Source organism: Duganella sp. LjRoot269 (assembly GCF_964254095.1).
In the GTDB taxonomy this organism is placed as follows: Bacteria; Pseudomonadota; Gammaproteobacteria; order Burkholderiales; family Burkholderiaceae_D; genus Rugamonas; species Rugamonas hordei.
The window spans coordinates 5542885-5569516 of the sequence record NZ_CAXUSL020000001.1 but is presented as its reverse complement, the minus strand read 5'-3'; the positions used below and the strand labels follow the sequence as shown (position 1 = coordinate 5569516).

The window sequence follows — 26632 nt, the reverse complement described above, 5'->3', positions numbered from 1 at the left end:
TTTTAGTTTTTTTTATTTGTCGCATCTCTCCAAGAAGGAAGAGTCCATGAACACCTCTGATAACAAAGCCACCCTGTCGTTCTCCGATGGCAGCCCATCGGTCGAATTCCCGATCTACAAAGGTACCGTTGGTCCCGACGTGATCGACATCCGCAAGCTGTACGCCGGCACCGGCAAGTTCACCTACGATCCGGGCTTCATGTCGACCGCCGCCTGCAACTCGTCGATCACCTACATCGACGGCGACAAGGGCGAGCTGCTGTACCGCGGCTACCCGATCGAGCAGCTGGCCGTGAACGCCGACTTCATGGAGTCGTGCTACCTGCTGCTGAACGGCGAACTGCCGAACAAGGTTGAAAAAGAGAAGTTCGTTGAAACAGTGACCAAGCACACCATGGTCCACGAGCAGATGCAATTCTTCTTCCGCGGCTTCCGCCGCGACGCGCACCCGATGTCGGTGCTGGTCGGCACCGTCGGCGCGCTGGCGTCGTTCTACCACGATTCGCTCGACATCAACGACGCCAAGCAGCGCGAGATCTCGGCCATCCGCCTGATCGCCAAGATGCCGACCCTGGTGGCGATGGCGTACAAGTACTCGATGGGCCAGCCGTTCATGTATCCGCGCAACGACCTGTCGTACAGCGCCAACTTCATGCGCATGATGTTCGGCAATCCGTGCGAAGAATACAAGGTCAACGACGTGCTGGTGCGCGCGCTGGACCGCATCCTGATCCTGCACGCGGACCACGAGCAGAACGCTTCGACCTCGACCGTGCGTCTGGCCGGTTCGTCGGGCGCCAACCCGTTCGCCTGTATCGCTGCCGGCATCGCCTGCCTGTGGGGCCCTGCCCACGGCGGCGCCAACGAAGCGGCGCTGAACATGCTGAAGGAAATCGGCACCGTCGAGAACATTCCTGCCTTCATCGCGCAAGTGAAAGACAAGAACTCCGGCGTCAAGCTGATGGGCTTCGGTCACCGCGTGTACAAGAACTTCGACCCGCGCGCCAAACTGATGCGCGAAACCTGCTACGAAGTGCTGGAAGAGCTGGGCCTGCAGGACGACCCGCTGTTCAAGCTGGCGATGGAACTGGAAAAGATCGCGCTGAACGACGAATACTTCGTCTCGCGCAAGCTGTACCCGAACGTCGACTTCTACTCGGGCATCGTGCAATCGGCGCTGGGCATTCCAGTGTCGCTGTTCACCGGTATCTTCGCCATGGCCCGCACCATCGGCTGGATCGCCCAGTGGAACGAAATGATCGCCGATCCGGAACAGAAGATCGGCCGTCCACGCCAGCTGTTCGTCGGCGCGACCACCCGCGACGTGCCGCCGCTGGACAAGCGTTAATCCGCGGTTTCACGCAGCAAAAAAAACGGGCTTCGGCCCGTTTTTTTATTTCCGCCGTTGATCCGGTCGCAGCACCAGCAGCCACCAGACGATGACGCCGATGGTCACCTGCGGCAGGTTGAACAGGAATTTCTCCAGCGTGACGTCGCGCCGCTGCGGCCATGGCAGGTCGGCCGATTCAATGATGATGTTGGTGTGGTAGAAGCATGCCGCCAGCAGGAGCAGCACGGCCGCCACCCAGATGCCGGGCAGCGTGGTGACGCGCCGGCGCAGCAGCGCGGCAAACGGGTAGGCGACGATGCAGCAGCCCAGGTACGCAAACAGGTTGGCCATCAAGTCCCCCACGCGCGCATGCGGCAGCAGGATGGGGGCGGCGCAGATTGCAATCGCCAGCATGACGGCGATGACTGGGTGCGGCTTTTCAGGCCAAACGTTGGCGCGGCTGTTCATAAGGAAGGCATGGGTTGAAAGGAGTGTGCCATTGTATTGGCCTGGTGATATCCGGTCCATCGATCGATCATTTAAATGATTTCATCGAAATGGGCGCCAATTCCTTTGTTATTGAAATATAATTTAATTTTGATTAATACATGAATTGGAGGAGATGGTGAAATTTAACTTGTTGAAACACGTTCTTTTGGCTGGGATGTGCTTGGGGGCCTTCGGCTCTGCATTGGCTTCACCCTTCGTTACCACTTTTTCCATCAGTGGGTTCAGTCCGGTTTCGCCTGTTCAATCAGTTACTGGAAGCATTAGTTTCGAGGCCAGTTCTCTTTATGCCCCTATTGATCACCTTTCGGCAATCGATCTGACGATAAACGGCCATTCGTACACGCTGCAAGAAGTTGGTTTTATAACCGATACCCCGGCGGATGTTGCGCAGTGGCCAACGACGATCGTTGGCGGCAAGCTAAACGGTGTGGATGCGCTTAATCATTACACGGATGACTTTTGGCTTCGCTGGCGGACCGATACCCACGAATGGGTAGATTTCTACTATTCGTCTACCACTGAGTACTATGTTTGGGGAACTTCTCAATGGGACAGCAGCGCTACGGCGCAGTTTAAAATCGCCGCACCGGTGCCGGAGCCGATGGAGTGGGCTTTGTTGCTGGCAGGGCTGTCTCTGTTGGGCGGACTGGGCGCGCGCCAAAAATCGCGCAAGACGGGCGGATAAGTTGTAGCGATTCTCCACGTCTTGGCTGGTTGGTTTATTTTTCCTGGTCGAGCAGCGCCTGGATTTCTTCGCGTTCTTTCTTGCTGACGTGGCCGCCGCGCAGGGCGGCCAGCACCAGCGCCTTGCCGGAGCCGGAGAAGGCCTTTTGTATCAATTCCTTCAGCAAATTGGTTTGCAGTGAGTCCTGCTCCTGCGCTGGTGCATAGATGTGGGCGCGCTGGCTTTCGTCGCGGGTCAGCAGGCCCTTGGTGTGCATCACCTGCAGCAGGCGCAATACCGTGGCGTAGTTCATCTCCGGCCGCGTTTCCAGCGCGGCGGCATGCACCTGCTTGGCCGTCGCCGGGCCCAGCGCGAACAGCAGGCGCAGCATCTCCAGTTCGGAGGCGGTCGGTTTGGGTGGGGTAACAGTGCTCATGGATGTAGAATAAAATATCTAGAACGAATTGTCTAGCCCTTCGTCAGCAGAAGTGCGATGTCGGCGAACAGCGGGCGTGCCGCGCTGTCGGCGTGGACGCAGGCCGCTTGCAGCGGCGCCAGGAAGGGTGGGGCGCCATCGTAGCGCGCCATCAGTTCTTCCAGCAGGAAGCCGAAGGCGCGCACTTCCAGCCGCTGCAGCTGCGCGGCGGCCGGCCCGGCTGGGTCGTAGAAAGAGGCGGCGCCGAAATCCCCCAGCAAGGTGCGGCCCTGCTCGCAATGCAGGATGTTGTGGCCGTACAGGTCGCCGTGCATGATGCCGCGCCGGTGCAGCTGGGCGGCGGCGGAGGCGATGCCGCCGGCGATGGCCAGCATCGCGTCCACGCCGAAGCGCTTGCCGTCTTCGTACATGTCGCGGGTACAGCTGTCCAGGCTGGGCGGGCCGGCCAGGTTGCGGAATTCGGGATCGATCAGCGACATCACCAAGCCGTGCGCGCCGTCCGGGTGATGCTCGACCTGGCCCAGCACCGGGATCAGGTTGGGATGGGCGCCGGCGCTGATGCAGGCCGCCATTTCGCACAGCGGCGAGCCGTCGCTGGTCATCGCGCCCTTGAACAGCTTGACGGCCACGTGCTCGCCGCCGTACGCGGCGCGGTGGATCACGCCGGAGGCGCCTTCGCCCAGCTTCTGCTCCAGCCGCAGTGCATCCCATGCGATGCCGGCGGCCGGCGCGCTTTCCATCGCCAGCTCGCGTTCTGCGCAGAAGGGATTGCCGGCATAGGCCAGCCAGGTCAGGCGCGGCAGCGCGGGCAGCCACGCGGGCAATTCGGTCAGCTGGTTGGCGGCGATGCGCAGCAGTTCCAGCCGGTGCAGCTGCGCCATCTCCGCAGGCAGCGCGCGCAGGCGGTTCCCGGCCAGCATCAGCTTTTGCAGCATGGGCCGGCGGCCCAGCTCGGCCGGCAGTTGTTCGATCTCGTTCCCGGTCAACACCAGCCAGCGCAGTTGCGGCGGCAGCGAGGCGGCCGGCACCGTACGGATGCGGTTGGCCTTGAAGCCGACCATGGTCAGCGCCGCGCAGGCGCCCAGCACCGCGGGCAGCTCGGCGAAGCGGTTGTCCGAGCAGAAGATGATGCGCAGCTTGTGCAGCCGGGGCAGGTCGTCCGGCAGCGACGACAGCGCGTTGCCGGACAGGTCGAGGATTTCCAGGGTGTCGGCCAGCTCGAATATCTCGCGCGGGAATTCGGTCAGGCCGCAGGCCAGTTGCAGGCGCCGGACGCCTTTCAGGGCGCCTGCGCGCAACTGCTCAAGGGTGTGCATGTAAAGGAGGGTGGTCAGTCAATAATAACCGCCGCAGTGTATCACTCCCTTGCCGCCTTGATTACCACTTCATTTCGCCTTTGGCCACTTTGGCGCTGGTGTCCAGCGCGGCGCTCAGGCCGGCGTTGGGATACAGCTGCTTCATGCGGGCGATCAGCGCGGCGGAATCGGCCGCTTTCGCCGTCTCGGCTTCAAAGCTCACCAGGTAGTTGCTGGTGAAGGCGATGCTGTCCGGCGTCAGCGCGGCGCCCGGCGCGAAGTGGCCCGGCACCACCGTGGCCGGCTTCAGCGCCGCGATGCCCTTCAGCGTCGCCAGCCACTGGCGGCGCGATTCCGGCGTCTGCGTATCGGCGGTCCACACGTGCAACTGGTTGAACACCGCCACGCCGCCGGCGACCGTCTTGATCGACGGGATCCACACGTAGCTGCGATCCGGCGTCGCGCCTTTCAGGCCTTCGATCTTCAGCGCCTGGCCTTCCAGCTGGATGGTGTCGCCGGCCAGCGGCTGCGGCACGATGATGCTCTGCGGCGCGTTGTCTTTCAGGATGGGCCCCCAGAAGGCGACCTTGGCGTCCTTCTTTTTCTCGATGCCGGCGATGGTTTGCGGCGTGGCGACGATTTTCGCCTCGGGGAAGGCGGCATGGATCACGTCCAGGCCGAAATAGAAATCGGGATCGCTGTGGCTGACGTACACGGTGGTCAGGCGCTTGCCGCCGGAGCGGATGCGCTCGACCAGCTTGAGCGCTTCGCCGCGCGAGAACTGGGCGTCGATCAGCACCGCGTCCTTGGCGCCGCTGACGATCACCGAGGCCACCGGGAAGATGGCGGCTTCGCCCGGATTGAAGACTTCCAGCTGCAATGGCGCGGCGTGGGCGGCGGCGGAAGCGGCGAGGGCGGCGGACACTAAGGTTTGCTTGATCATGATGGTCTTTCACAAGAGGTTGGAGTGACGCCATCTTAAATTGCTTGATTCGATAGAGAAATACGGTAATCTGCACGTGTTAATTGCATAAATCGGACGAATAGGGCCAATCGCATGGATCGCATCATCGCGGCGCAGGTTTTCGTCAACATCGCCGAGCGTGGCAGCATGATCGCCGCCGCCGAGGCGCTGGACATGTCGCGCGCCATGGTCACGCGCTACCTGGCCGAGATGGAGGAGTGGGCCGGAGCCCGCCTGCTGCACCGGAGCACGCGTCGCCTGAGCCTGACCGACGCCGGCGACGTCACGCTGGCGCGCTGCCGCGCCATGCTGGAACTGGCCGGGGCCATGCAGGTGGCGGCCGAAGACGCCGGCACGCCGCACGGCCTGCTGCGCATCACCTGCTCGCAATCGCTGGCGCAGGCCGAATTGGCCAGCGCGGTGACGGCTTTCCTGAAGCGCTACCCGCGCACGGCGGTCGACCTGCAGATGAGCAACCGCGCGGTCAACCTGGTCGAGCAGCGCATCGACCTGGCGCTGCGCATCACCAATGCGCTGGAGCCGAACCTGATCGCCCGCCAGCTCGGCGTGTGCGACTCGGTGGTCTGCGCCGCGCCGTCCTACCTGGCCGGGCGCCCGGCGCCGCAGCGGGCCGAAGACCTGGCCGCGCACAACTGCCTGACCTACACCTATTTCGGCAAAAGCCTGTGGCAGTTCACGCGCCGGGACGGGGAGGGTGTTACGGTGCCGGTCAGCGGCAACCTGTCCGCCAACGAAGACCTGATCCTGCTGAAGGCGGCGGTGGAGGGCGCCGGCATCGCGCTGCAGCCGCTGTACAGCGCAGCGCCGCTGATCGCCGACGGCCGGCTGGTCGCGCTGCTGCCTGGCTACGCGCCCCAGCAGATGGGCATCTACGGGATTTACACCTCGCGCCAGCACATGCCGCCGGCGCTGCGCGCCATGCTCGACTTCCTGCTCGACTGGTTCGCCCATACCAGCCTGCAGGCGAAGCAGCCGCTGGAAAGCCATTGAAAATATGCAAACATTACGCAAGAGCCAAGCAATCATGCGGCTTAAGCGAAAATTAATGGCAAAAGATTTACCAGGATTTTGTCGCACAATTGGTTGTTGGGATACAATACCGGTGCTATGCTGAATGACCGATTTTGTAGTACCTGAAGAACTATAGCCCTTCCCCACAACTTGATGTGCAATCCGCTAACCGGTCAGGCCGTGTCGCGGAAGGTTAGATTAACCCGCTAATTCCTCGCGAAGCGCGAAGAAAGGTGAGCAAGATGATGCAACAATATACGTCCAATTCCTACCTGTTTGGTGGGAACGCCCCGTACGTCGAAGAACTGTACGAAGCGTATCTCAACAACCCAGGTTCCGTGCCAGACAACTGGCGCGCCTACTTCGACGCCATGCAGCACGTACCGGCAGTCGATGGCTCCAACAAACCAGACGTCGCTCACGCTTCGGTCATCGCCTCCTTCGCCGAACGCGCGAAAGCCGGCCCGATCCGTACCGTGGTTGCCTCGGCCGACGCCGAAATGGGCCGCAAGCGCGTCGCCGCGACCCAGCTGATCGCCGCCTACCGCTACCTGGGTTCCCGCTGGGCCAACCTGGATCCGCTGCAGCGTCAGGAACGTCCGTCGATCAACGAGCTGGAGCCGAGCTTCTACGGCTTCACCGACGCGGACATGGACACCGTGTTCAACATCAGCAACACCTACTTCGGCCCGGAAACCGCGACCCTGCGCGACCTGCTGAACTACCTGCGCGACACCTACACCCGTTCGATCGGCGCAGAGTACATGTACATCTCCGACCCGGCTGAAAAGCGCTGGCTGCAAGAGCGCCTGGAGTCGATCCGCTCGACCCCGAACTTCACGCCTGAGAAGAAAAAACACATCCTCGAGCGCCTGACCGCCGCTGAAGGCCTGGAGCGCTACCTGCACACCAAGTACGTCGGCCAGAAACGCTTCTCGCTGGAAGGCGGCGAAACGTTCATCGCCTCGATCGACGAAATCATCCAGCGCGCCGGCGAAAAAGGCGTGCAGGAGATCGTTATCGGCATGGCCCACCGCGGCCGCCTGAACGTGCTGGTCAACACCCTGGGCAAGTCGCCCAAGGAACTGTTCGAAGAATTCGAAGGCAAGCACGGCGACGACCTGCCGGCCGGCGACGTCAAATACCACCAGGGCTTCTCGTCGGACATCTCGACCGCCGGCGGTCCGGTCCACCTGTCGCTGGCGTTCAACCCGTCGCACCTGGAAATCGTCAATCCTGTGGTCGAAGGCTCGGTCAAGGCGCGCATGGACCGCCGTGGCGACACGCTGGGCAAGCAAGTGCTGCCTATCCTGGTGCACGGCGACGCCGCCTTCGCAGGCCAGGGCGTCGTGATGGAAACGCTGAACCTGGCGCAGACCCGCGGCTACGGCACGGGCGGCACGGTGCATATCGTCATCAACAACCAGATCGGCTTCACCACCTCGGACCCGCGCGACGCGCGTTCGACCATCTACTGCTCCGACGTGGTCAAGATGATCGAAGCGCCGGTGCTGCACGTGAACGCCGACGATCCTGAAGCCGTGGTACTGGCTTCGCAGATCGCCATGGACTACCGCCTGCAGTTCCAGAAGGATATCGTTGTCGACATCATCTGCTACCGCAAACTGGGCCACAACGAACAAGATACGCCGGCGCTGACCCAGCCGCTGATGTACAAGAAAATCGGCCAGCACCCAGGCACCCGCAAGCTGTACGCGGACAAGCTGGTGGCGCAGACCGTGATCGCGGCCGACGGCGGCGAACAGATGCAAGCGGCCTTCCGCGACGCCATGGACGCCGGCAAGCACACCGTCGATCCGGTGATCTCGAACTTCAAGAACAAGTACGCCGTCGACTGGCTGCCGTTCCTGAACCGCAAGTGGACCGACTCGGCCGACACCGCCGTGCCGATGACCGAACTGAAACGCCTGGCCGGCCGCATCACCACCGTGCCGGAAGGTTTCAAAGTGCACTCGCTGGTTGAAAAGGTCCTGGGCGACCGCGCCTCGATGGGCCGCGGCGAACTGAACCTGGACTGGGGCATGGGCGAACACCTGGCCTACGCCTCGCTGGTCGCATCCGGCTACGCCGTGCGCCTGACCGGCCAGGACGCCGGCCGCGGCACCTTCGTGCACCGCCACGCCGTGCTGCACGACCAGAACCGCGAACGCTGGGATGCCGGCACCTACGTGCCGCTGGAGAACATCGCCGAAGGCCAGGCGCCGTTCACCGTGATCGACTCCGTGCTGTCCGAAGAGGCGGTGCTGGGCTTCGAATACGGCTACTCGACCGCCGAGCCGAACACGCTGACGATCTGGGAAGCCCAGTTCGGCGACTTCGTCAACGGCGCGCAAGTGGTCATCGACCAGTTCATCAGCTCCGGCGAAGTGAAATGGGGCCGCGCTTCGGGCCTGGTCATGATGCTGCCGCACGGTTACGAAGGCCAGGGTCCTGAGCACTCGTCCGCGCGTCCTGAGCGTTTCCTGCAGCTGTGCGCCGACAACAACATGCAAGTGGTGCAGCCGACCACCGCCGCGCAGATCTTCCACGTGCTGCGTCGCCAGATGGTGCGCCAGTTCCGCAAGCCGCTGGTGATCCTGACGCCGAAATCGCTGCTGCGCAACAAGGACGCTGGTTCGGCACTGAACGAGCTGGCCAAGGGCGCGTTCCAGACCGTGATCGGCGAAGTCGACGAGAAAATCGACGCCAAGAAGGTCAAGCGCGTGATCGCCTGCTCGGGCAAGGTCTACTACGACCTGGTCAACGCACGCAAGACCCGCGGCCAGACCGACACCGCCATCATCCGTATCGAACAGCTGTATCCGTTCCCGCACAAATCGTTCGCCGCCGAGCTGAAGAAGTTCCCAAGCCTGACGGAAGTGGTGTGGGCGCAGGACGAGCCGCAGAATCAGGGCCCATGGTTCCAGATTCAGCACAACATCTTCGAGAGCATGGACGCTGGTCAGCGCCTGGCATACGCCGGCCGCCCAGCATCGGCATCGCCGGCTGTCGGTTACTACGACAAGCACTACGCCCAGCAGAAAGACTTGCTGGAGACGGCGTTCTCGAAGCTCAAGGGCTTCATCCTGACGAAATAATCACAATACTTAATGACGGAGCGCCGTCCTGCTACGCGGGGCGGCGCCGCAATAACAATTTACGGAGTTTTACATGGCACAAATCGAAGTCAAAGTCCCCCAGCTGTCGGAATCGGTAGCAGAAGCCACGATGCTGACCTGGCATAAAAAAGTCGGCGACGCTGTAGCGCGCGACGAAAACCTGATCGACATCGAGACCGATAAAGTAGTTCTGGAATTGCCTGCACCAGCCGCCGGCGTGCTGGTCAAAATCATCAAGGGCGACGGCAGCACCGTGGTTGCCGACGAACTGATCGCCGTGATCGACACCGACGGCGCCGCCGCTGTCGCAGCTCCTGCCGCCGCTGCCGCCCCGGCACCAGCCGCCGCAGCAGCACCAGCAGCAGCTCCTGCAGCCGCCACCGGTGGCAGCAAAGGCGACGTGGCCATGCCGGCCGCCGCCAAGATCCTGTCCGAAAAAGGCCTGAGCGCTGGCGATGTCGCCGGTTCGGGCAAAGACGGCCGCGTGACCAAGGGCGACGCCCTGGCCGCTGGCGCCAAGGCACCGGCAGTCGCTCCACTGGCAGCGCCAGCCGCCAAGCCTGCGCTGCAGCAGGTTGCCGCCCCTGCGGTCGCCGGCCTGGGCGATCGTCCGGAAGAGCGCGTGCCGATGAGCCGCCTGCGCGCCCGTATCGCCGAGCGCCTGGTGCAATCGCAATCGACCAACGCCATCCTGACCACGTTCAACGAAGTGAACATGGCGCCGGTCATGGACCTGCGTAACAAGTACAAGGACAAGTTCGAGAAAGAGCACGGCGTCAAGCTGGGCTTCATGTCCTTCTTCGTCAAGGCAGCCGTTGCCGCGCTGAAGAAATACCCGATCATCAACGCCTCCGTCGACGGCAACGACATCGTCTACCACGGCTACTTCGACATCGGTATCGCTGTCGGTTCGCCGCGCGGCCTGGTGGTGCCTATCCTGCGCAACGCCGACCAGATGTCGATCGCCGACATCGAGAAGAAAATCGGTGAATTCGGCCAGAAAGCCAAGGAAGGCAAGCTGACCCTGGACGACCTGACCGGCGGCACCTTCTCGATCTCGAACGGCGGCACCTTCGGCTCCATGCTGTCGACCCCGATCATCAACCCGCCACAATCGGCCATCCTGGGCGTGCACGCGACCAAGGACCGCGCCGTGGTTGAAAACGGCCAGATCGTTGTGCGTCCGATGAATTACCTGGCGATGTCCTACGACCACCGCATCATCGACGGCCGCGAAGCCGTGCTGGGCCTGGTGGCCATGAAGGAAGCGCTGGAAGATCCTGCGCGCCTGCTGCTGGACCTGTAATTCCTGCCTTGCCCCGGGCTCGTCCGAGCCCGGGAATTTCTCTGGGGATCACGAATGAGCGTCGCAGAAGAAATCAAGCGTTTACACGAGTTGCACCAGGCCGGCGCCTTGTCGGATGAGGAATACGCCGCCGCCAAGGCCAGGCTGCTGAACCAGGACAACTACCGTCCCGGCGAGGATGTCGGCAGCGACATCTCCCGCCTGCGCCGTTCGCAAACGGACCGCTGGCTGGGCGGCGTCTGCGGCGGGCTGGGCAAGGTGACCGGGGTCGAATCGTGGATCTGGCGTTTGCTGTTCGTGCTGTTCGTGTGCACCTTTGGTTTCGGCCTGGCGGTCTACCTGCTGTTGTGGATTTTCGTGCCGGAAGAAGAACTGATTGGAAAATAAAAAATGAGTAAACAATTTGACGTAGTAGTCATCGGCGCCGGTCCTGGCGGTTACATCGCTGCCATCCGCGCCGCTCAACTGGGTTTCTCGGTCGCCTGCGTGGACGCGTGGGAAAATGAAAAAGGCGGCCCTGCGCCGGGCGGCACCTGCACCAACGTCGGTTGCATCCCGTCGAAAGCGCTGCTGCAATCGTCGGAGCACTACGAGCACGCCGGCCATGCGTTCAAGGAGCACGGCATCGATGTCGCCGGCCTGTCGCTGAACCTGCCGCAGATGCTGAAGCGCAAGGACACCGTGGTCAAGCAGAACAACGACGGCATCCTGTTCCTGTTCAAGAAAAACAAGGTCACCTTCTTCCACGGCCGCGCTGCATTCGCCGGCGCCGCCACCGCCGAAGGCTACCCGCTGACCATCACCGGTCCTGGCGCCGACAGCATCACCGGCAAGCACGTCATCGTCGCCACCGGCTCCAACGCGCGCGCGCTGCCTGGCGCACCGTTCGATGAAAAACTGATCCTGTCGAACGCCGGCGCGCTGGCCACCGGCGCGGTGCCGAAGAAGCTGGGCGTGATCGGCGCCGGCGTCATCGGCCTGGAGATGGGTTCCGTATGGCGCCGCCTGGGTTCCGAAGTGACCGTGCTGGAAGGCCTGCCGGTGTTCCTCGGCGCGGTCGACGAGCAGGTTGCCAAGGAAGCGCTGAAGCAGTTCACCAAGCAGGGGCTGTCGATCAACCTGGGCTGCAAGATCGGCAAGATCACCCCGGGCAAGAACGACGTCACCGTGGAATACGAAAACGCCAAGGGCGAAGCCACCACCGCCACCTTCGACCGCCTGATCGTGTCGATCGGCCGCACGCCGAACACCGACGGCCTGGCCGCCGACAAGGCCGGCCTGCAGCTGGACGAGCGCGGCTTCGTCGCGGTCGACGGCGACTGCAAGACCAACCTGCCCAACGTCTGGGCGATCGGCGACGTGGTGCGCGGCCCGATGCTGGCGCACAAGGCTGAGGAAGAAGGCGTGGCGGTTGCCGAGACCATCGCCGGCCAGCACGGCCACACCAACTTCAACACGATTCCGTGGGTGATCTACACCTCGCCGGAAATCGCGTGGGTCGGCCGCACCGAGCAGCAGCTGAAAGCCGACGGCGTGGCCTACAAGGCCGGCAGCTTCCCGTTCCTGGCCAACGGCCGCGCGCGCGCGCTGGGCGACACCACCGGCTTCGTCAAGTTCCTGGCCGATGCCACCACCGACGAAATCCTGGGCGTGCACATCATCGGACCGATGGCTTCCGAGCTGATCTCCGAAGCCGTCGTGGCGATGGAGTTCAAGGCTTCGGCTGAAGACATCGCGCGCATCTGCCACGCACACCCATCCTTGTCGGAAGCGACCAAGGAAGCAGCGCTGGCGATCGACAAGCGTACGCTGAACTTCTAACGAGGTCGCTTAAAAGCGAGCGCGGCTTCGTTGCTGCGACTCGCCGTACAGTTGTACTGTCTTCGTCGCCGCGCCTCGCCGCGCACGCTTTGAAGCAACCTCGGGCGGGCCGTTGGCCCGCCGTTTTTATTTGCGCAGCCGCCATACAGAATCGAACACATGAACGTCGAAGAGTTTTATCAGCATGCGCTGGAAGAGCGCAATTTCAAGGCCGACGCGGCCCAGCGCCGCGCGGTGGACCGCCTGCAGCAGTGCTACGACGAATGGGTGGCCTACAAGGGCCAGCGCTCCAGCACCTTCAAGCGCCTGATCAATCGTCCCGACGTGCCGAAGGGCGTCTACATGTGGGGCGGGGTAGGGCGCGGCAAGTCCTTCCTGATGGACAGCTTCTATTCGGTGGTGCCGCTGGTGCGCAAGACGCGTCTGCACTTCCACGAATTCATGCGCGGCGTGCACCGCCAGCTCGACGAGCTGACCGGCGTCGCCAATCCGCTGGACGAGGTGGCCAAGCGCATCGCCAAGAAATACCGTTTGATCTGCTTTGACGAATTCCATATCTCGGACGTGGCCGACGCCATGATCATGTACAACCTGTTGAGCGCATTGTTCGACAACGGCGTGTCCTTCATCATGACCTCGAACTACGATCCGAAACTGCTGTACCCGGACGGTCTGCACCGCGACCGCATCCTGCCGACCATCGCGCTGCTGTACGACAAGCTGGACGTGATGAACATCGATGCCGGCATCGACTACCGCGGCCGCGCGCTGGAGCAGGTCGATTCCTACTACACGCCGCTCAACGCGACGACCGACCAGGCGCTGCGCGACGCCTACTCGCGCATCGCCGAGAGCGCCGACGAGGATCCGGTGGTGCGCATCGAGGCGCGCGAGATCCGCGCGCTGCGGCGCGCCGGCACCATCATCTGGTTCGATTTCAACACGCTGTGCGGCGGCCCCCGTTCGCAGAACGATTACCTGGAAATCGCCAGCCGCTTCCATACCGTGATATTGTCCGGGATTCCGATGATGTCGGCCGCGATGTCGTCGGAGGCGCGGCGCTTCACCTGGCTGATCGACGTGTTCTACGATCAGGGCGTCAAGCTGCTGATGTCGGCCGAGGTGGAACCGGAAGAGCTGTACACCAACGGTACGCTGGCCAATGAATTTCACCGCACGGTGTCGCGCATCGTCGAGATGCAATCGCGCGAGTACATGGACAAGGAGCAGCGCGCCGCGGCCGGTGCGCTGGCTTGAGCTGCAACAGGATAAGAATATGAGACCAAGTTTGAAACCGCTGGGCGAGATGATCGCAGCCGCTGCCTTGGCCGCCCTCGCGGCGCTGGCCGCGCCGGCGCAGGCGCAGGACATCGGCCAGGATCCGGTCGGCGCGCCGCGCGTGCCGCAATCGCATTCGGTGGAGCAGGCCAACGCCACGCTGGAGCAGGTGACCAGGGAGCGCGCCGCCGCCAACGACGAATTCGCCGCCAGCGAGCGCGTTTGTTACAGCAAGTTCTTCGTCAACAATTGCCTGGACAAGGCCAAGGAAAAGCGCCGCGCCACGCTGGCCCGGCTGCGCGCCGTCGAGGTCGAGGCGCAGCACTTCAAGCGCGCGGATTCCGTGGCCCGGCGCGACGCCGACCTGGCCGAGCGCGCCCGCAAGGACGCGGACGAGCAGGCCGCCCGCGCGGCACAACCGCCGAAGCCGCCGAAGGTGGCCGACGAAACCCCGCGTCCGCCGCCCAAGGCCGGCAAGGTGGTCGACCGCGAAGCGGAACATGCGGCCAAGGTCAAGCGCATGGAAGCGCAGGACGCGGCCGACGCCGGCAAGCGCGCCGCCAACGTAGCCGCGTTCGAGCGCAAGAAGGCGGAGTCGGAGCGCCGCCAGGCCGAAGTGGCCAGGAAGAAGGCCGAGAGCGACGCCAAGCGCGCCGCCCAGGCGGAGGCGGAGAAAAAGAAAGCCGCCGCAGCCGCTAAGTAGTCAGACCGCGCGGCGCATCTTCTGCACGATGTAGGTCGGCGCCTCCTGCGGCACCTCGACCAGCTTGATGATCGCCATCGAGCAGTTGTCGCCCTTGCCCTGAGCCCGCTCGCCCGCCTTGCCGACCAGGCGCTCGGCGGCCTGGCGCGGGCTGTTGCGGGCCACCACCGCTGCCAGTTCGCTATCCTTGAACCACTGCCACAGGCCGTCCGAGCACAGCAGGAAGGCGTCGCCCGCCTTCAGGCCTTCGTGCCAGCCGACCGTGACAAACGGCGTCTTGAAGCTGTTGCCCAGCACGTTGCTGAGCAGCTTGGAGTTGCGGTGCTTCCTGGCGGCGTCCAGCGGCAGCTTGTCATGCTCGACCAGGTGTTCGATATAGGCGCCGTCGTTGCTGCGCATCGCGCAGGTCTCGCCGGCAAAGCGGTACACCCGCGCGTCGCCCACATGCGCCCAGACCACCTGGCCGGCCGGCGTCAGTATCAGCAGCGCCACCGCGCTTTGCGGCTCGGTGGTGGCGGCGATGGGATTCATCTTGATGACCTGGTGCGCCTCCAGCGCGATGGCGCGCAGCAGTTCCTGCAGGCGCGGCAGGCTGGGCGTGTCGCCGACGCGGAACTCGTCGAACAAGTGTTTGCCGGTCAGCAGCACCTGGTCCGAGCCGATGGGGCTGTGGTTGCCGTCGGCCAGCACCGCCATCACGTAGCCGGGCGCCTGGGCGGACGTGAACAGGGCCACCCGGTCGTTTTGCTGCGGCCGGTTGCCGATATGCTGGGCCGTACCGGCTTCTATTTTGTATGCGCTCATAACGTGACTGTATCCTGAACCGCGGGTGAGCGATCATTCTGTTGGCGGCAAGCTCGCCGTAGATTAAACTATGCACCGTGTCGCAGTTTGTATGCAACCGTTTTGTTGTTCCAGTGAAACTATTTGGTGAGTAAAGACCGAGAATTATGACTGATGTACAAGATATCCAGCGTCGTCTGATCGAACTCGACGTCGAACACCGCGATTTGGACGCGGTCATCGACATGCTGACGCTGGACGGCCACCACGATCAGCTGCAGTTGCGCCGCCTCAAAAAGCGCAAGCTGCAATTGAAAGACCATATCACTCTGCTGAAAATGCAATTAGTGCCCGATGTGCCGGCCTGAGTCCGGCCCTGCGCCCCAACTAAGTATATTTTGACCGAACACCTTCCCACGCCCGCCGATACCATCCCCGCCGTCATCGGCGCCACGCCAGACCTGCCCCCCGGAAAACACGATGCCGAGGTTGAGCGCCTGTTCGGCGCCGGCGGACCGCTGGGGCCGGCTGTCGGCGAATATCGTCCGCGCAAGTCGCAGACCGAGATGGCCAAGGCGGTCGCGGCGGCCATCGCCAGCCAGACCACCCTGATCGCCGAGGCCGGCACCGGCACCGGCAAGACCTTCGCCTACCTGGTGCCGGCGCTGCTGTGGGGCGGCAAGACCATCGTTTCCACCGGCACCAAGAACTTGCAGGACCAGCTGTTCCTGCGCGACATTCCGACCGTGCGCGCCGCCCTGCAGGCGCCGGTGTCGGTGGCGCTGCTGAAGGGACGCTCGAACTACCTGTGCCACTACCACCTGGAACGCACGCTGCAGAACGGCCGCATGACCTCGCGCGACGACGTCGGCCACCTGCGCGAAATCTCGCGCTTCCTGAAGATGACCAATTCCGGCGACAAGGCCGAGCTGGCCCGCGTGCCCGAAAACGCGCTGATCTGGAACCTGGTGACCTCGACCCGCGACAATTGCATGGGTTCCGAGTGCCAGTACTACCAGGATTGCTTCGTCATGAAGGCGCGCAAGGAGGCGCAGCAGGCCGACGTGGTGGTGGTCAACCACCACCTGTTCTTTGCCGACGTGGCGCTGAAGGATTCCGGCATCGCCGAGCTGCTGCCGTCCGCCAACACCATCATCTTCGACGAGGCGCACCAGCTGCCCGACACCGCCACCTTGTTCTTCGGCGACACGTTTTCGACCTCGCAAGTGCTGGAATTGTGCCGCGACGTGCTGGCCGAGGGCTTGTCGAACGCCCGCGACGGCGCCGACTGGGGCAAGGTGGTCACGGTGGTGGAGAAGGCCGCGCGCGACCTGCGTCTGACTTTCCCGCAAGACATTGTTCGCCTGTCGCTGCCGCAAATCGCGCCGTCGAGCGACTTTTTCCCGGCCTTGCAGACCCTGAAAGACGAACTGGACGGCATGCTGGCGGTGCTGGAAACCCAGGCCGCCCGCGCGGAAACGCTGGAACAATGCCGCCAGCGCGGCCTGGAACTGGCGCAAAAGTTGGTGGATTGGAAATTCGACCCGAAGGCCAAGGTCGAAAAAGGCGCCGAAGCGGTGTTCTGGGTCGAGGCCTATGCGTCGTCGCTGCAGCTGCACAAGACGCCTTTGTCGATCGCACCCATCTTCAACGGCCAGCGCGAAGGCGTGCCGCGCAGCTGGATTTTCACCTCCGCGACCTTGGCCGTGAAGAACGATTTCAGCCATTTTTCCGAACAGATGGGCCTGGACGGTGAGCCGTCGAAGTCCTGGCCCAGCCCGTTTAACTATGAACAGCAGGGCATTTTGTACGTGCCGCAAGGCTTGCCGGACCCGAATTCCATGGGTTATACGGACGCCGTGCTGGACCATGCGCTGCCGATCATCGAGGCGGCGGGCGGAAAAACCTTCCTTTTATGCACGACTTTGCGCGCCGTGAAGCGCGCAGCCGAGCGTTTGCGCGATGAATTCGAGCAGCGCGGCCTGCCGTTTCCGCTGTTTGTGCAGGGCGATAAAGGCCGCACCGAGCTGCTGGACCAGTTCCGCAAGGCGGGAAATGGCGTGCTGATCGGCTCCCAAAGCTTCTGGGAAGGCGTCGACGTGCGCGGCGATGCGCTGTCTTTGGTGATTATCGACAAGCTTCCGTTCGCCCCACCGGACGATCCGGTGCTGGCCGCGCGCATCGAAGTGATGGAAAAACAGGGCAAGAACGGCTTCATGCATCACACTTTGCCGGAGGCGATTATTAACCTGAAGCAAGGTGCCGGCCGTCTGATCCGCGACGAAAACGACCGCGGCGTGCTGATGTTGTGCGATCCACGGGTGATTTCCAAGCCTTACGGCAAGCGGATCTGGCAGAGTTTGCCGTCCTTCAAGCGCACCCGCGAGCAGGCCGAGGTCATCGAATTCTTCAAAAATAAGAATTCCGAATCGTAACTTCCAGTATCAAAAAATACGCGCCGTCATTCCCGCGAAAGCGGAAATCCATAGTCAGCATGAATTCCCGCTTTCGCGGGAATGACGGGAGTATTTGATATTATGGCAATATCACCACCTTGCCCGTCACCTTCCTGGCCGCCATGTCATTGAGCGCCTGCGCGGTCTGTTCCAGCGTGTAGCGTCCCGAAATGCGCGGCTTGATCTTGCCCTCCTGTAACCATCCCATCAGCTGCCGCATGCCCGCCAGGTTGGCCTTCGGCTCCCGTTTGACGAACTCGCCCCAGAACACGCCGACCAGCGAAGCACCCTTCAACAGCGTCAGATTGAGCGGCAGTTTCGGAATCTCGCCGTTGGCGAACCCGACCACCAGATACCGTCCGCGCCAGCCGATCGAGCGGAACGCCGGCTCCGAATATTCGCCGCCGACCGGGTCGTAAATCACGTCCGGCCCCTTGCCGCCGGTCGCCGCCTTGATCGCCTCGCGCAAATCTTCCTTGCTGTAGTTGATCAGCACGTCCGCGCCATGCGCTTTGCACACTTCCAGCTTCTCGTCGGTCGAAGCGCAAGCAATAATGCGGGCTCCAAGGGCTTTGCCGATCTCCACCGCAGCCAGCCCCACACCCCCGGCCGCGCCAAGTACTAGCATGGTCTCGCCAGCTTTTAGCGCGGCCCGGTCCACCACCGCATGGTGCGAGGTGCCGTAGGTGAGGGTGATGGCCGCCGCCGTCTCGAAATCCATGCCTGGCGGCATAGGTGCCAGGGCTTGCACAGACGCTACTAATTGTTGCCCGAAACCACCGGTCGACGTGAACGCGATGACCTTGTCTCCGACCTTGAAAGTTGTCACATCGTCAGCAATCGAGCGGATCACGCCGGCCACTTCGTTGCCTGGAACGAAGGGCAGTTCCGGCTTGAACTGATACTTGCCCTGAACAATCAGCACGTCCGGAAAGTTGACGCCGGCCGCTTTGACATCGATCACAACCTGACCCGGACCGGCTTGCGGATCGGGCAATTCCTGGACGGTGAGGGTGTCGGGCAATCCCCAGGCCTGGCATACGACAGCTTTCATTGTGGTCTCCTTGGTTTGAAAATAGAACGATCGTTAGATTTTTATGATACCTGAAATCGCCACCGGTTTGCGCAAAGATCGGCCTGCCGTCCCTTTGCGTTCGCGCAAAGTGCCTGCTGAGCTGATTGTTAGAGTTGGTTAATCGCTGCACCTTTGGGGTGCAGCAACGGAGGATGTCATGACTATCCGTCACGGCTGTTTTTTCAGTTATGCACACGGCCAACACGCGTATATGAACAAGTTCAAAAACGATTTGGTCGATGCGCTTAAATGTTATCTGGAACCTCACTTCGACAACGAGAACGAACTCTTTGTTGATAGTGAGCAACTCGGTGGCGGGGACGACCTGGATCAGAAGATCGCGCGGGCCTTGTGTGAGAGCGCTTGCATGATTGTTATTTATACACCGAAATACGAGGCCCACGCTTACACCCGTCGTGAGTTTGCAGCAATGCAACTTATCGAAAACGAACGCAAGCTGTGGTACCAGCTACCCAGCCACCTGATCATCCCCGTCATCATGACCCGCCACCCCGACGGTTTGCCGCCGCAGATTTCCGGGCCGGGCATGTACGTCGACTTTTCCCGCTACACGCTCGCCAGTGGCGACTTGAAGACCAACCCCGAGTTCATTCCGGATATAGAAAAAATAGTCCTTCGTATTGTTTCGCACTATCACTACGTAAAACGATGCACGCCGCCGGGGCATGACTGTGGTCGCTTTGTCATGCCGGATATCCCGCCGGAATGGCGTGCCATTCCTCCTCCACACTTCCCACGCTAAAAGGTATGTCATGGAACCCATTTCCTTGTCCCTGCCGCCGTTGACCGACCACGGCGAAGTTGTCACTTTCTATTCTTACAAGGGTGGGACAGGGCGTACGATGGCTCTGTCCAATATAGCGGTGCTGCTGGCGCGCCAGCAAAACGCCACCGCCCCGGTATTGATGATCGATTGGGATCTGGAAGCGCCCGGCCTGCACCATTATTTCGACCACCACGAGGAGCGGCCGGGGGTGCTGGAACTGTTTGAGGCTTGCCGGGAGCAACTGATGCGCCGCCGCGGCGCCGGGACGCTGGACAAGGAGACGCTGGCGCAGCAGGTGCTGGCCGACGTCGGTTGGGAACAATACGTCAGCCGGGTGGATCAGGGCAGCCAGCTGTACCTGATGCGGGCCGGCCGCTTCGACGACAGCTACGGCGAGCGCCTCGCGGCCATGCGCTGGGACGAGCTGTTCGACAGTTGCCCGGCGCTGTTTCGCTGCTTTGCCGACAATCTGGCCCGTCATTTCCGCTATGTGCTGGTCGATTCCCGCACCGGCCGCACGGACAGCGCCGGCATCTGCACAACCTTGCTGCCGCGCAAGCTGGTGGTGGTGTTTACGCCGAACAGGCAAAGCCTGGAGGGCGTGCAGGCGCTGGTCACCCGCGCGACCGCCTACCGGCGCAGCCATGAAGACGAACAGCGGCCATTATTGGTCTATCCTCTGCCATCTCGCATCGAAATGAGCGACAGCACGCAGCGCGCGCAATGGCGGCGCGGAGCCCCGTCGCAGCGCATCCTCGGCTACCAGCCCATCTTCGAGCGGCTGCTGGGCGAGTGCTACGGCATGCAGCAATTGTCGCTGGACAGCTATTTCGACGAAGTCCAGTTGCAGCAGACCCGCACCTTTGCCTACGGCGAGCAGCTGGCGGTGCGCCTGGATCAGGGCGGCGACCGGTTTTCGCTGACCCGCACCTTCGAGGCCTTCCTGGACTGGCTGGCCGACGGCTATTTCCCATGGCAATCGCGGCGCGAAATCCAGCTGCAGGCCACCATCGGCGAGGCGCGCCATGCGCTGGACGAGGGCGGAGCGCGCGCGCTGGCGCAGCCGCTGGCGCGCGATCTGAACCTGCTGGGCGAACTCTACCGGCGCGAAGGCAAGCTGCGGCAGGCGCTGGACTGTTTCGAGGAAAGCATGTCGTTGCGCCAGCGCGGTCTGGGCGAAGACCATGCCGACACGCTGGCCAGCAAGGCCAACCTGGCGGTGGCGCTGCGCATGCAGGGCCGGCTGGACGAAGCGCAATTCCTCGAAGAATGCGTGGTCGAGGCGCGCCAGCGTCTGCTGGGGCCGGAGCACCTGGATACGCTGGCGGCGCGCGCCAATCTGGCCGCCACGCTGGCGCAACAGGGACGCATCGCCGAGGCGCTGGCGATTCAGGATCTGGTGCTGGAATCCTATCTGCGCCTGCTCGGCCCCGAGCACCTGCTGACCCTGACCTGCCGGGCCGGCCGCGCCGACATGCTGTTCCAGCGCGGCGACACCGAACACGCGCGCATCGCGCAGGAACAGGTGCTGGCCGGCCGCAAGCGCCTGCTGGGCGCCGAACATAGCGATACGCTGCGCAGCAAGACGGCGCTGGCCTGCACCTTGCTCCGCATGCAGGAGCTGGACGCCGCCCGCAGCCTGTTCGATGCCGTGCTGCAGGCGCAGCTCCACCGCCACGGCCCCGACCATCCGGAAACGCGCAAGGCGCGCGAACAGCTGATCGACGTCCAGATCCAGCTGGGCGGCGAACCGGCGGACAAGCTGGGGGAGCCGCTGATGGTGCCGGAGGAGCTGCATCAGGACGCGGCCATGGACGACTACAGCGATGCGCTAGCCCGGCCGCTGCGCGCCCCCGGCGCGGTCTCGCCCGGCGATCTGTGGTCGCGCACCACCGATGAACTGCTGGCGCTGGAAGGCCATATGGCCGCCGCGCGGGCGGCGCCACGCTAGCGCAAATTTATCTGGCCCGGAGCGCCCCGGCGCGCGCAGTCCGGCCATTGCTTCAGGTAAAATCTCCGGTATGAGAATCCTGATCAGTAATGACGACGGCTACCTGGCGCCGGGCATCAACGCGCTGGCCGAGGCCCTGGCGGCCATCGCCGACATCGTGGTGGTGGCGCCGGACAGCAACCGCTCCGGCGCGTCCAACTCCCTGTCGCTGGACCGGCCGCTGTCGGTGCAGCAGGCCGCCAATGGTTTCTATTTTGTCAACGGCACGCCGACCGACTGCGTCCACGTGGCGCTGACCGGCATGCTGGACTACCGGCCCGACCTGGTCGTCTCCGGCATCAACAACGGTCCCAACATGGGCGACGACACGCTGTACTCCGGCACCGTCGCCGCCGCCACCGAGGGCTATCTGTTCGGCATACCGGCCATCGCGTTCTCGCAGGGCGCCCACGGCTGGGAACATATCGAGGACGCCGCCCGTCATGCGCGCGACATCGTCGAGCGCTACTATGCATTGCTGCCGGCGCCATATCTGCTGAACGTCAACATTCCGAACCGGCCCTACGAGCGGCTGTCGACTCCGGTCGCCACCCGGCTGGGGCGCCGCCACCAGGCCGAACCGGTGATCCGTTCGCAAGACCCGCGCGGCAAGGAAATCTTCTGGATCGGGCCGCCGGGCGCGACCAAGGACGCGGGTGTAGGCACCGATTTTTATGCCTGCGCCCAGGGGCAGACCTCGATCACGCCGTTGCAGATCGACCTGACCCATAAAACCCAACTCGATGCATTGGCAAAGGCCCTGGCATGACCGACAAAAACCGTAGCTTTCCCCTCCCGCTATCCTCGGTAGTCGACAAGGGGGGCAAGAAGGCCACGGTGTTCGCGCCGGTGGCCACGCCGCAGACGGCGACCCAGAACGCGGCCCGCCACGTGGCGCCGCAGCACGGTTATTCGAACCCGCGCCCGGTGGCGGCGCCGTCCAAGTCGCACAGCTACGCGATGGAGCGGGCGCAGCCGCTGCCGGCGCCGGCGCCGCGCCAGAATCCGCTGGTGTCCGAGGCGGTGCGCCGCGCCATGGTCCAGCGCGTGGCCAGGCAGGGCGTCAAGGATGCCGTGGTGCTGGGCGCGATGGAAAGCGTGCCGCGCCATATGTTCATGGACGAGGGGCTCGCTTCCCAGGCCTATATCGACGCCTCGCTGCCGATCGGCCATCACCAGACCATCTCCCAGCCCTACATCGTGGCGCGCATGATCGAGGTGATGCGCAACGGCGGCCAACTAAAGAACGTGCTGGAGATCGGCACCGGCTGCGGCTACCAGGCGGCGGTGCTGGCCTGCGTGGCGCAGCAGGTGTATTCGATCGAGCGCATCAAGCCGCTGCACGAGCTGGCCAAGGCTAATCTGCGTCCGCTGCGCGTGCCGAACCTGCGTTTGCACTACGGAGATGGTATGCTTGGCCTGCCGCAAGCGGCGCCGTTCGACGGCATCATCCTGGCCGCGGCCGGGCTGGAAGTGCCGCAGGCGCTGCTGGAGCAGCTGACCATCGGCGGCCGGCTGGTCGCGCCGGTCGGCGCCCGCGCCCAGCATCTGGAACTGATTACCCGCATCGGCAAGGCGGAATGGACCAGCGTTACGCTGGAAGACTGCCATTTCGTGCCGCTGCGGCCGGGCACGGTTTGATTGTGCGGTCGCGTCCGAACCACTAGAACATTAAGATGAGAATGACTAATAAAAGTAACTTGCTCGTTTTGAGCTTTGCGCTCGCCTTGCTGAGCGCCTGCACCACCACCCCGAATCAAGCGCCGGTTGTCGACCGCACCCAGCCGCCGCCGGTCAAGCCGGCCACCCCGAGCGAGTCGGCGCAGGTCACCCGCGACGAGCGCGGCCTGTACACGGTCAAGAAGGGCGACACGCTGATCCGCATCGCGCTTGAGTATGGTCAGAATTACCGCGACCTGGTGACCTGGAACAACCTGTCCAACCCGAACGACATCAAGGTCGACCAGGTGCTGCGCGTGCTGCCGCCGGAAAGCACGGCGGCCACCGGCAACGGCGTGCAGACCGGCGCCATCGTCATGCCGCCGCCGGACAAGACGCCGCCGCCTCCGCCGGTGATCAAGAAGACCGAGCCCAAGGGCGAGAAGAAACCTTATTCCGACAGCGCGCTGGCCGAGCTGCAGCGTCCGGAAAACGGCAAGGGCGAAGGCAATGGCACGACCAAGCCGGCGTCCGTGCCTGCTCCCGCGCCGGCGCCGTCCCCTGCCGTGGTCGCCGCGCCGCCGGTGGTGGCGCCCGGCGCCGACGATGAAAAACTGAGCTGGATGTGGCCGTCCGAGGGCAAAGTCGTCGCCACCTTCGACGAAGGCAAGAACAAGGGCGTCGATATCGCCGGCAAGGCGGGCCAGCAGGTCGTGGCTGCCGGGGCCGGAAAAGTGATGTATGCAGGCAGCGGCATCCGCGGTTATGGTAATCTCGTTATTGTGAAGCACAGTAATAGCTTGTTGTCGGCCTACGCGCACAATCGTACGATTGTGGTCAAGGAAGGCCAGAGCGTGACCAAGGGACAAATGATTGCGGAAATGGGCGATTCCGATGCCGACTCCGTCAAGCTGCACTTTGAAATCAGGCAGCAGGGCAAGCCGGTGGATCCGTCCAAATTCCTGCCTAACCGCTAGCTGAGCCATGACACATACGCCGCACGACCCGATGGATGACGACTCAGCCCCGGAAGATTTCCAGGATGAGGCGAGCGATGATGTCGCCATCGATAGTGCGGACGGCGAGACGGTCCCCGAAGCGGGCGCGGTCCTCGAAAGTGTCGACGAACTGAAAAAGGTGCTGGCGGCCGAGCTGTCGACCGACACCACCCAGCACTACCTGAACCAGATCGGCACCCGGCCGCTGTTGACGGCGCAGCAGGAGGTGCACTACGCCACGCTGGCCAAGGCCGGCGACTTCAGCGCCCGCCAGACCATGATCGAGCACAACCTGCGGCTGGTCGTCTCCATCGCCAAGCACTACATCAACCGCGGCGTGGTGCTGCTCGACATGATCGAAGAGGGCAACATCGGCCTGATGCGCGCGATCGACAAGTTCGAGCCGGAGCGCGGCTTCCGCTTCTCGACCTACGCTACCTGGTGGATACGCCAGTCGATCGAGCGCGCCATCATGAACCAGGCCCGCACGGTGCGCCTGCCGGTGCACATGGTGCGCGAGCTGAACCAGATCCTGCGCGGCAAATACCATCTCGAAGCCCAGCACCACAACGGCAAAGACGCCACCGCCGAGGACATCGCCGAGCTGGTCGGCCGCCCGGTGGAGGAGGTGCAGGACATCCTGGCGCTGTCCGAGCACGCCACCTCGCTGGATGCGCCGCTGGACAACGATCCGCAATCGTCGCTGATGGACATGCTGCCCGGCGACAGCGACGACAGCCCCGACGCCCGCGCCGAGCACCACGAGATGACGGTGCTGGTGCGCGACTGGCTGACCAAGCTGCCGGACAAGCAGCGCATCGTCATCATGCGCCGCTTCGGCCTCGACAACGACGATCCGGCCACGCTGGAAACGCTGGCCGAGGAAATGGGCGTGACCCGCGAGCGGGTGCGGCAGATCCAGCAGGAAGCGCTGGTCAAGCTGAAACGGGCCATGGCCGCGCGCGGCGTGGTGCGCGATTCCCTGCTTTAAGCCCTTCCCATTCTGCTATCATTACGGCCCTGCGCGGCCCGGCGCACGAGCGCCTGCGCCAGCCATTCCCAATTCAATATTGAACGTTATGCAAGAAAATAAACTCTTCATCAAATCGCTCGACATGGACGCCCGCGGCGTCGGCCATATGGAAAATGAAGACGGCTCGCAAGGCAAGGTCGTGTTTGTCGAAGGCGCGTTGCCGGGCGAGACAGTCAGCTTCACCTCGTTCAAGAAGAAGAAAAACTGGGAAATGGCGCGCATGGATGCGCTGCACCACGAATCGCCGATGCGCGTGCAGCCGAAGTGCGTGCATTTCGAGATGTGCGGCGGCTGCTCGATGCAGCATCTGGAGCCGACCGCGCAGGTGGCGATCAAGCAGCGCGTGCTGGAAGATAACCTGCAGCACATCGGCAAGGTCCGTCCGCAGACGGTGATGCGCCCGATGTACGGCCCGACCTGGGGCTACCGCTACCGCGCGCGCCTGTCGGTGCGCCACGTGGCCAAGAAGGACGCGGTGCTGGTCGGTTTCAAGGAAAAGAAATCGATCTTCGTGGCAGACATCCAGAGCTGCCAGATCCTGCCGAAACACGTGTCGGACCTGCTGCTGCCGCTGCGCGCGCTGATCGGTTCGCTGACCCTGTTCAACCAGATCCCGCAGATCGAAGTGGCCATCGGCGAGGGCGTCACCGCGCTGGTGCTGCGCATCATGGCGCCGCTGGCCGGCGACGACGACGTCAAGCTGAAAGCCTTCGCCGACCAGCACAAGATCCAGTTCTGGCTGCAGACCAAGGGTCCGGAAACGGCGGCGCCTTACTATCCGCTGGACCAGGAGCTGCACTACCTGCTGCCGGAATTCGGCATCAAGATGCCGTTCAAGCCGGTCGACTTCACGCAGGTCAACCACTACATCAACCGCGTGCTGGTGGTGAAGGCGCTGCGCCTGCTGGAAGTGCAGCCGGAAGACCGCGTGGCCGACCTGTTCTGCGGCCTGGGCAACTTCACGCTGCCGCTGGCGACGCAGGCGCGCGAGGTGGTCGGCATCGAAGGCGCGACCTCGCTGACCGAGCGCGCGCTGGACAACGCCAGGGCCAACGGCCTGTCGGACAAGACCACCTTCTACACCCGCAACCTGTTCGAGGTGACGGCCGAGCACCTGATCGAGCTGGGCAAGTTCGACCGCATGCTGGTCGATCCGCCACGCGACGGCGCCATGGCGCTGAGCGACGCGCTGGTGGAACTGAGCCAGACCCGTGCCGACCTGCTGCCCAAGCGCATCGTCTACGTGTCGTGCAGCCCGTCGACGCTGGCGCGCGACGCCGGCATCCTGGTCAACGCCGGCTATGTGCTGAACAAGGCCGGCGTGGTCAACATGTTCCCGCACACTTCGCACGTGGAATCGATGGCGGTATTTGATCTGACCTGATGTTTTTTT

24 protein-coding genes are annotated in these 26632 nt (G+C 63.3%); 18 read left to right on the top strand and 6 right to left on the bottom strand.

The window, feature by feature from the left end:
• The first annotated feature begins 46 nt into the window (after positions 1–46).
• Positions 47–1348, top strand: coding sequence for a citrate synthase (gene gltA / locus ACSQ3S_RS24900; RefSeq protein ID WP_176651982.1), 1302 nt, complete (start codon positions 47–49; stop codon positions 1346–1348).
• A gap of 45 nt (positions 1349–1393) precedes the next feature.
• Here gltA and ACSQ3S_RS24895 read toward each other — a convergent pair whose 3' ends face one another.
• Positions 1394–1798: a hypothetical protein gene (locus tag ACSQ3S_RS24895; protein ID WP_436144092.1), complete on the bottom strand. Its 405-nt coding sequence runs from the start codon at positions 1796–1798 to the stop codon at positions 1394–1396.
• 154 nt (positions 1799–1952) lie between these two features.
• On the opposite strand from ACSQ3S_RS24895, the gene ACSQ3S_RS24890 reads away from it, so the two are divergent.
• Positions 1953–2525, top strand: coding sequence for a PEP-CTERM sorting domain-containing protein (locus ACSQ3S_RS24890; protein WP_436144091.1), 573 nt, complete (start codon positions 1953–1955; stop codon positions 2523–2525).
• A gap of 34 nt (positions 2526–2559) precedes the next feature.
• Here the strand turns inward: ACSQ3S_RS24890 and ACSQ3S_RS24885 are convergent, their stop codons facing one another.
• From ACSQ3S_RS24885 to ACSQ3S_RS24875, 3 genes are all read right to left on the bottom strand, one after another.
• Positions 2560–2940, bottom strand: coding sequence for a BlaI/MecI/CopY family transcriptional regulator (locus ACSQ3S_RS24885; RefSeq protein ID WP_436144090.1), 381 nt, complete (start codon positions 2938–2940; stop codon positions 2560–2562).
• A gap of 32 nt (positions 2941–2972) precedes the next feature.
• Complete coding sequence (locus ACSQ3S_RS24880) at positions 2973–4256, bottom strand: leucine-rich repeat-containing protein kinase family protein (protein WP_436144089.1); 1284 nt, start codon at positions 4254–4256, stop codon at positions 2973–2975.
• Positions 4257–4317: 61 nt separating this feature from the next.
• Positions 4318–5178 (bottom strand): MBL fold metallo-hydrolase, encoded by an 861-nt coding sequence (locus ACSQ3S_RS24875; protein ID WP_436144088.1) that lies wholly within the window; start codon positions 5176–5178, stop codon positions 4318–4320.
• Positions 5179–5292: 114 nt separating this feature from the next.
• On the opposite strand from ACSQ3S_RS24875, the gene ACSQ3S_RS24870 reads away from it, so the two are divergent.
• The 7 genes from ACSQ3S_RS24870 (at position 5293) to ACSQ3S_RS24840 (ending at position 14458) form a co-directional block, all read left to right on the top strand.
• A complete protein-coding gene (locus tag ACSQ3S_RS24870) occupies positions 5293–6210 on the top strand; it encodes a LysR family transcriptional regulator (RefSeq protein WP_436144087.1) in 918 nt (305 codons plus the stop codon).
• 263 nt (positions 6211–6473) lie between these two features.
• On the top strand, positions 6474–9329 hold the full coding sequence (locus ACSQ3S_RS24865; protein WP_176651974.1) for a 2-oxoglutarate dehydrogenase E1 component: 2856 nt from the start codon (positions 6474–6476) through the stop codon (positions 9327–9329).
• A gap of 73 nt (positions 9330–9402) precedes the next feature.
• Positions 9403–10656: a 2-oxoglutarate dehydrogenase complex dihydrolipoyllysine-residue succinyltransferase gene (gene odhB / locus ACSQ3S_RS24860; RefSeq protein ID WP_436144086.1), complete on the top strand. Its 1254-nt coding sequence runs from the start codon at positions 9403–9405 to the stop codon at positions 10654–10656.
• A 54-nt stretch (positions 10657–10710) separates the two neighbouring features.
• A complete protein-coding gene (locus ACSQ3S_RS24855; protein WP_176651972.1) occupies positions 10711–11043 on the top strand; it encodes a PspC domain-containing protein in 333 nt (110 codons plus the stop codon).
• 3 nt (positions 11044–11046) lie between these two features.
• Complete coding sequence (gene lpdA / locus ACSQ3S_RS24850; protein WP_353402781.1) at positions 11047–12477, top strand: dihydrolipoyl dehydrogenase; 1431 nt, start codon at positions 11047–11049, stop codon at positions 12475–12477.
• Between the two features lie 159 nt (positions 12478–12636).
• Positions 12637–13734, top strand: a complete 1098-nt coding sequence (gene zapE, locus ACSQ3S_RS24845) for a cell division protein ZapE (RefSeq protein ID WP_176651970.1) — start codon at positions 12637–12639, stop codon at positions 13732–13734.
• A 19-nt stretch (positions 13735–13753) separates the two neighbouring features.
• Complete coding sequence (locus ACSQ3S_RS24840; protein WP_353402783.1) at positions 13754–14458, top strand: hypothetical protein; 705 nt, start codon at positions 13754–13756, stop codon at positions 14456–14458.
• On the opposite strand, the gene ACSQ3S_RS24835 is transcribed toward ACSQ3S_RS24840, so the two are convergent.
• Entirely contained in the window at positions 14459–15262 is an 804-nt protein-coding gene (locus tag ACSQ3S_RS24835; RefSeq protein WP_176651969.1) for a PP2C family protein-serine/threonine phosphatase, read from the bottom strand.
• A gap of 146 nt (positions 15263–15408) precedes the next feature.
• Between ACSQ3S_RS24835 and ACSQ3S_RS24830 the strand changes: the two genes are divergently transcribed.
• Together ACSQ3S_RS24830 and ACSQ3S_RS24825 are read left to right on the top strand one after the other, a co-directional pair.
• Positions 15409–15609, top strand: a complete 201-nt coding sequence (locus ACSQ3S_RS24830; RefSeq protein ID WP_008450659.1) for a YdcH family protein — start codon at positions 15409–15411, stop codon at positions 15607–15609.
• A gap of 30 nt (positions 15610–15639) precedes the next feature.
• Positions 15640–17676 (top strand): ATP-dependent DNA helicase, encoded by a 2037-nt coding sequence (locus ACSQ3S_RS24825; RefSeq protein ID WP_436144085.1) that lies wholly within the window; start codon positions 15640–15642, stop codon positions 17674–17676.
• A 100-nt stretch (positions 17677–17776) separates the two neighbouring features.
• On the opposite strand, the gene ACSQ3S_RS24820 is transcribed toward ACSQ3S_RS24825, so the two are convergent.
• Positions 17777–18751: an NADPH:quinone oxidoreductase family protein gene (locus tag ACSQ3S_RS24820; RefSeq protein WP_436144084.1), complete on the bottom strand. Its 975-nt coding sequence runs from the start codon at positions 18749–18751 to the stop codon at positions 17777–17779.
• Between the two features lie 178 nt (positions 18752–18929).
• Here ACSQ3S_RS24820 and ACSQ3S_RS24815 point away from each other — a divergent pair, with 178 nt between their 5' ends.
• The 7 genes from ACSQ3S_RS24815 to rlmD all read left to right on the top strand — a co-directional run bounded on the left by ACSQ3S_RS24815 (position 18930) and on the right by rlmD (position 26623).
• Positions 18930–19535, top strand: coding sequence for a toll/interleukin-1 receptor domain-containing protein (locus ACSQ3S_RS24815; protein ID WP_176651967.1), 606 nt, complete (start codon positions 18930–18932; stop codon positions 19533–19535).
• A gap of 10 nt (positions 19536–19545) precedes the next feature.
• Complete coding sequence (locus ACSQ3S_RS24810; protein WP_176651966.1) at positions 19546–21510, top strand: KGGVGR-motif variant AAA ATPase; 1965 nt, start codon at positions 19546–19548, stop codon at positions 21508–21510.
• A gap of 70 nt (positions 21511–21580) precedes the next feature.
• Positions 21581–22318: a 5'/3'-nucleotidase SurE gene (gene surE / locus ACSQ3S_RS24805; protein ID WP_176651965.1), complete on the top strand. Its 738-nt coding sequence runs from the start codon at positions 21581–21583 to the stop codon at positions 22316–22318.
• Positions 22315–23190: a protein-L-isoaspartate(D-aspartate) O-methyltransferase gene (locus ACSQ3S_RS24800; protein ID WP_436144083.1), complete on the top strand. Its 876-nt coding sequence runs from the start codon at positions 22315–22317 to the stop codon at positions 23188–23190. Before surE ends, ACSQ3S_RS24800 begins: the two co-directional genes overlap by 4 nt.
• Positions 23191–23231: 41 nt before the next feature.
• Positions 23232–24185: a peptidoglycan DD-metalloendopeptidase family protein gene (locus ACSQ3S_RS24795; RefSeq protein WP_436144082.1), complete on the top strand. Its 954-nt coding sequence runs from the start codon at positions 23232–23234 to the stop codon at positions 24183–24185.
• Between the two features lie 7 nt (positions 24186–24192).
• On the top strand, positions 24193–25197 hold the full coding sequence (gene rpoS, locus ACSQ3S_RS24790) for an RNA polymerase sigma factor RpoS (protein WP_176651962.1): 1005 nt from the start codon (positions 24193–24195) through the stop codon (positions 25195–25197).
• A gap of 88 nt (positions 25198–25285) precedes the next feature.
• Positions 25286–26623, top strand: a complete 1338-nt coding sequence (gene rlmD / locus ACSQ3S_RS24785; protein WP_436144081.1) for a 23S rRNA (uracil(1939)-C(5))-methyltransferase RlmD — start codon at positions 25286–25288, stop codon at positions 26621–26623.
• Positions 26624–26632 lie beyond the last annotated feature (9 nt).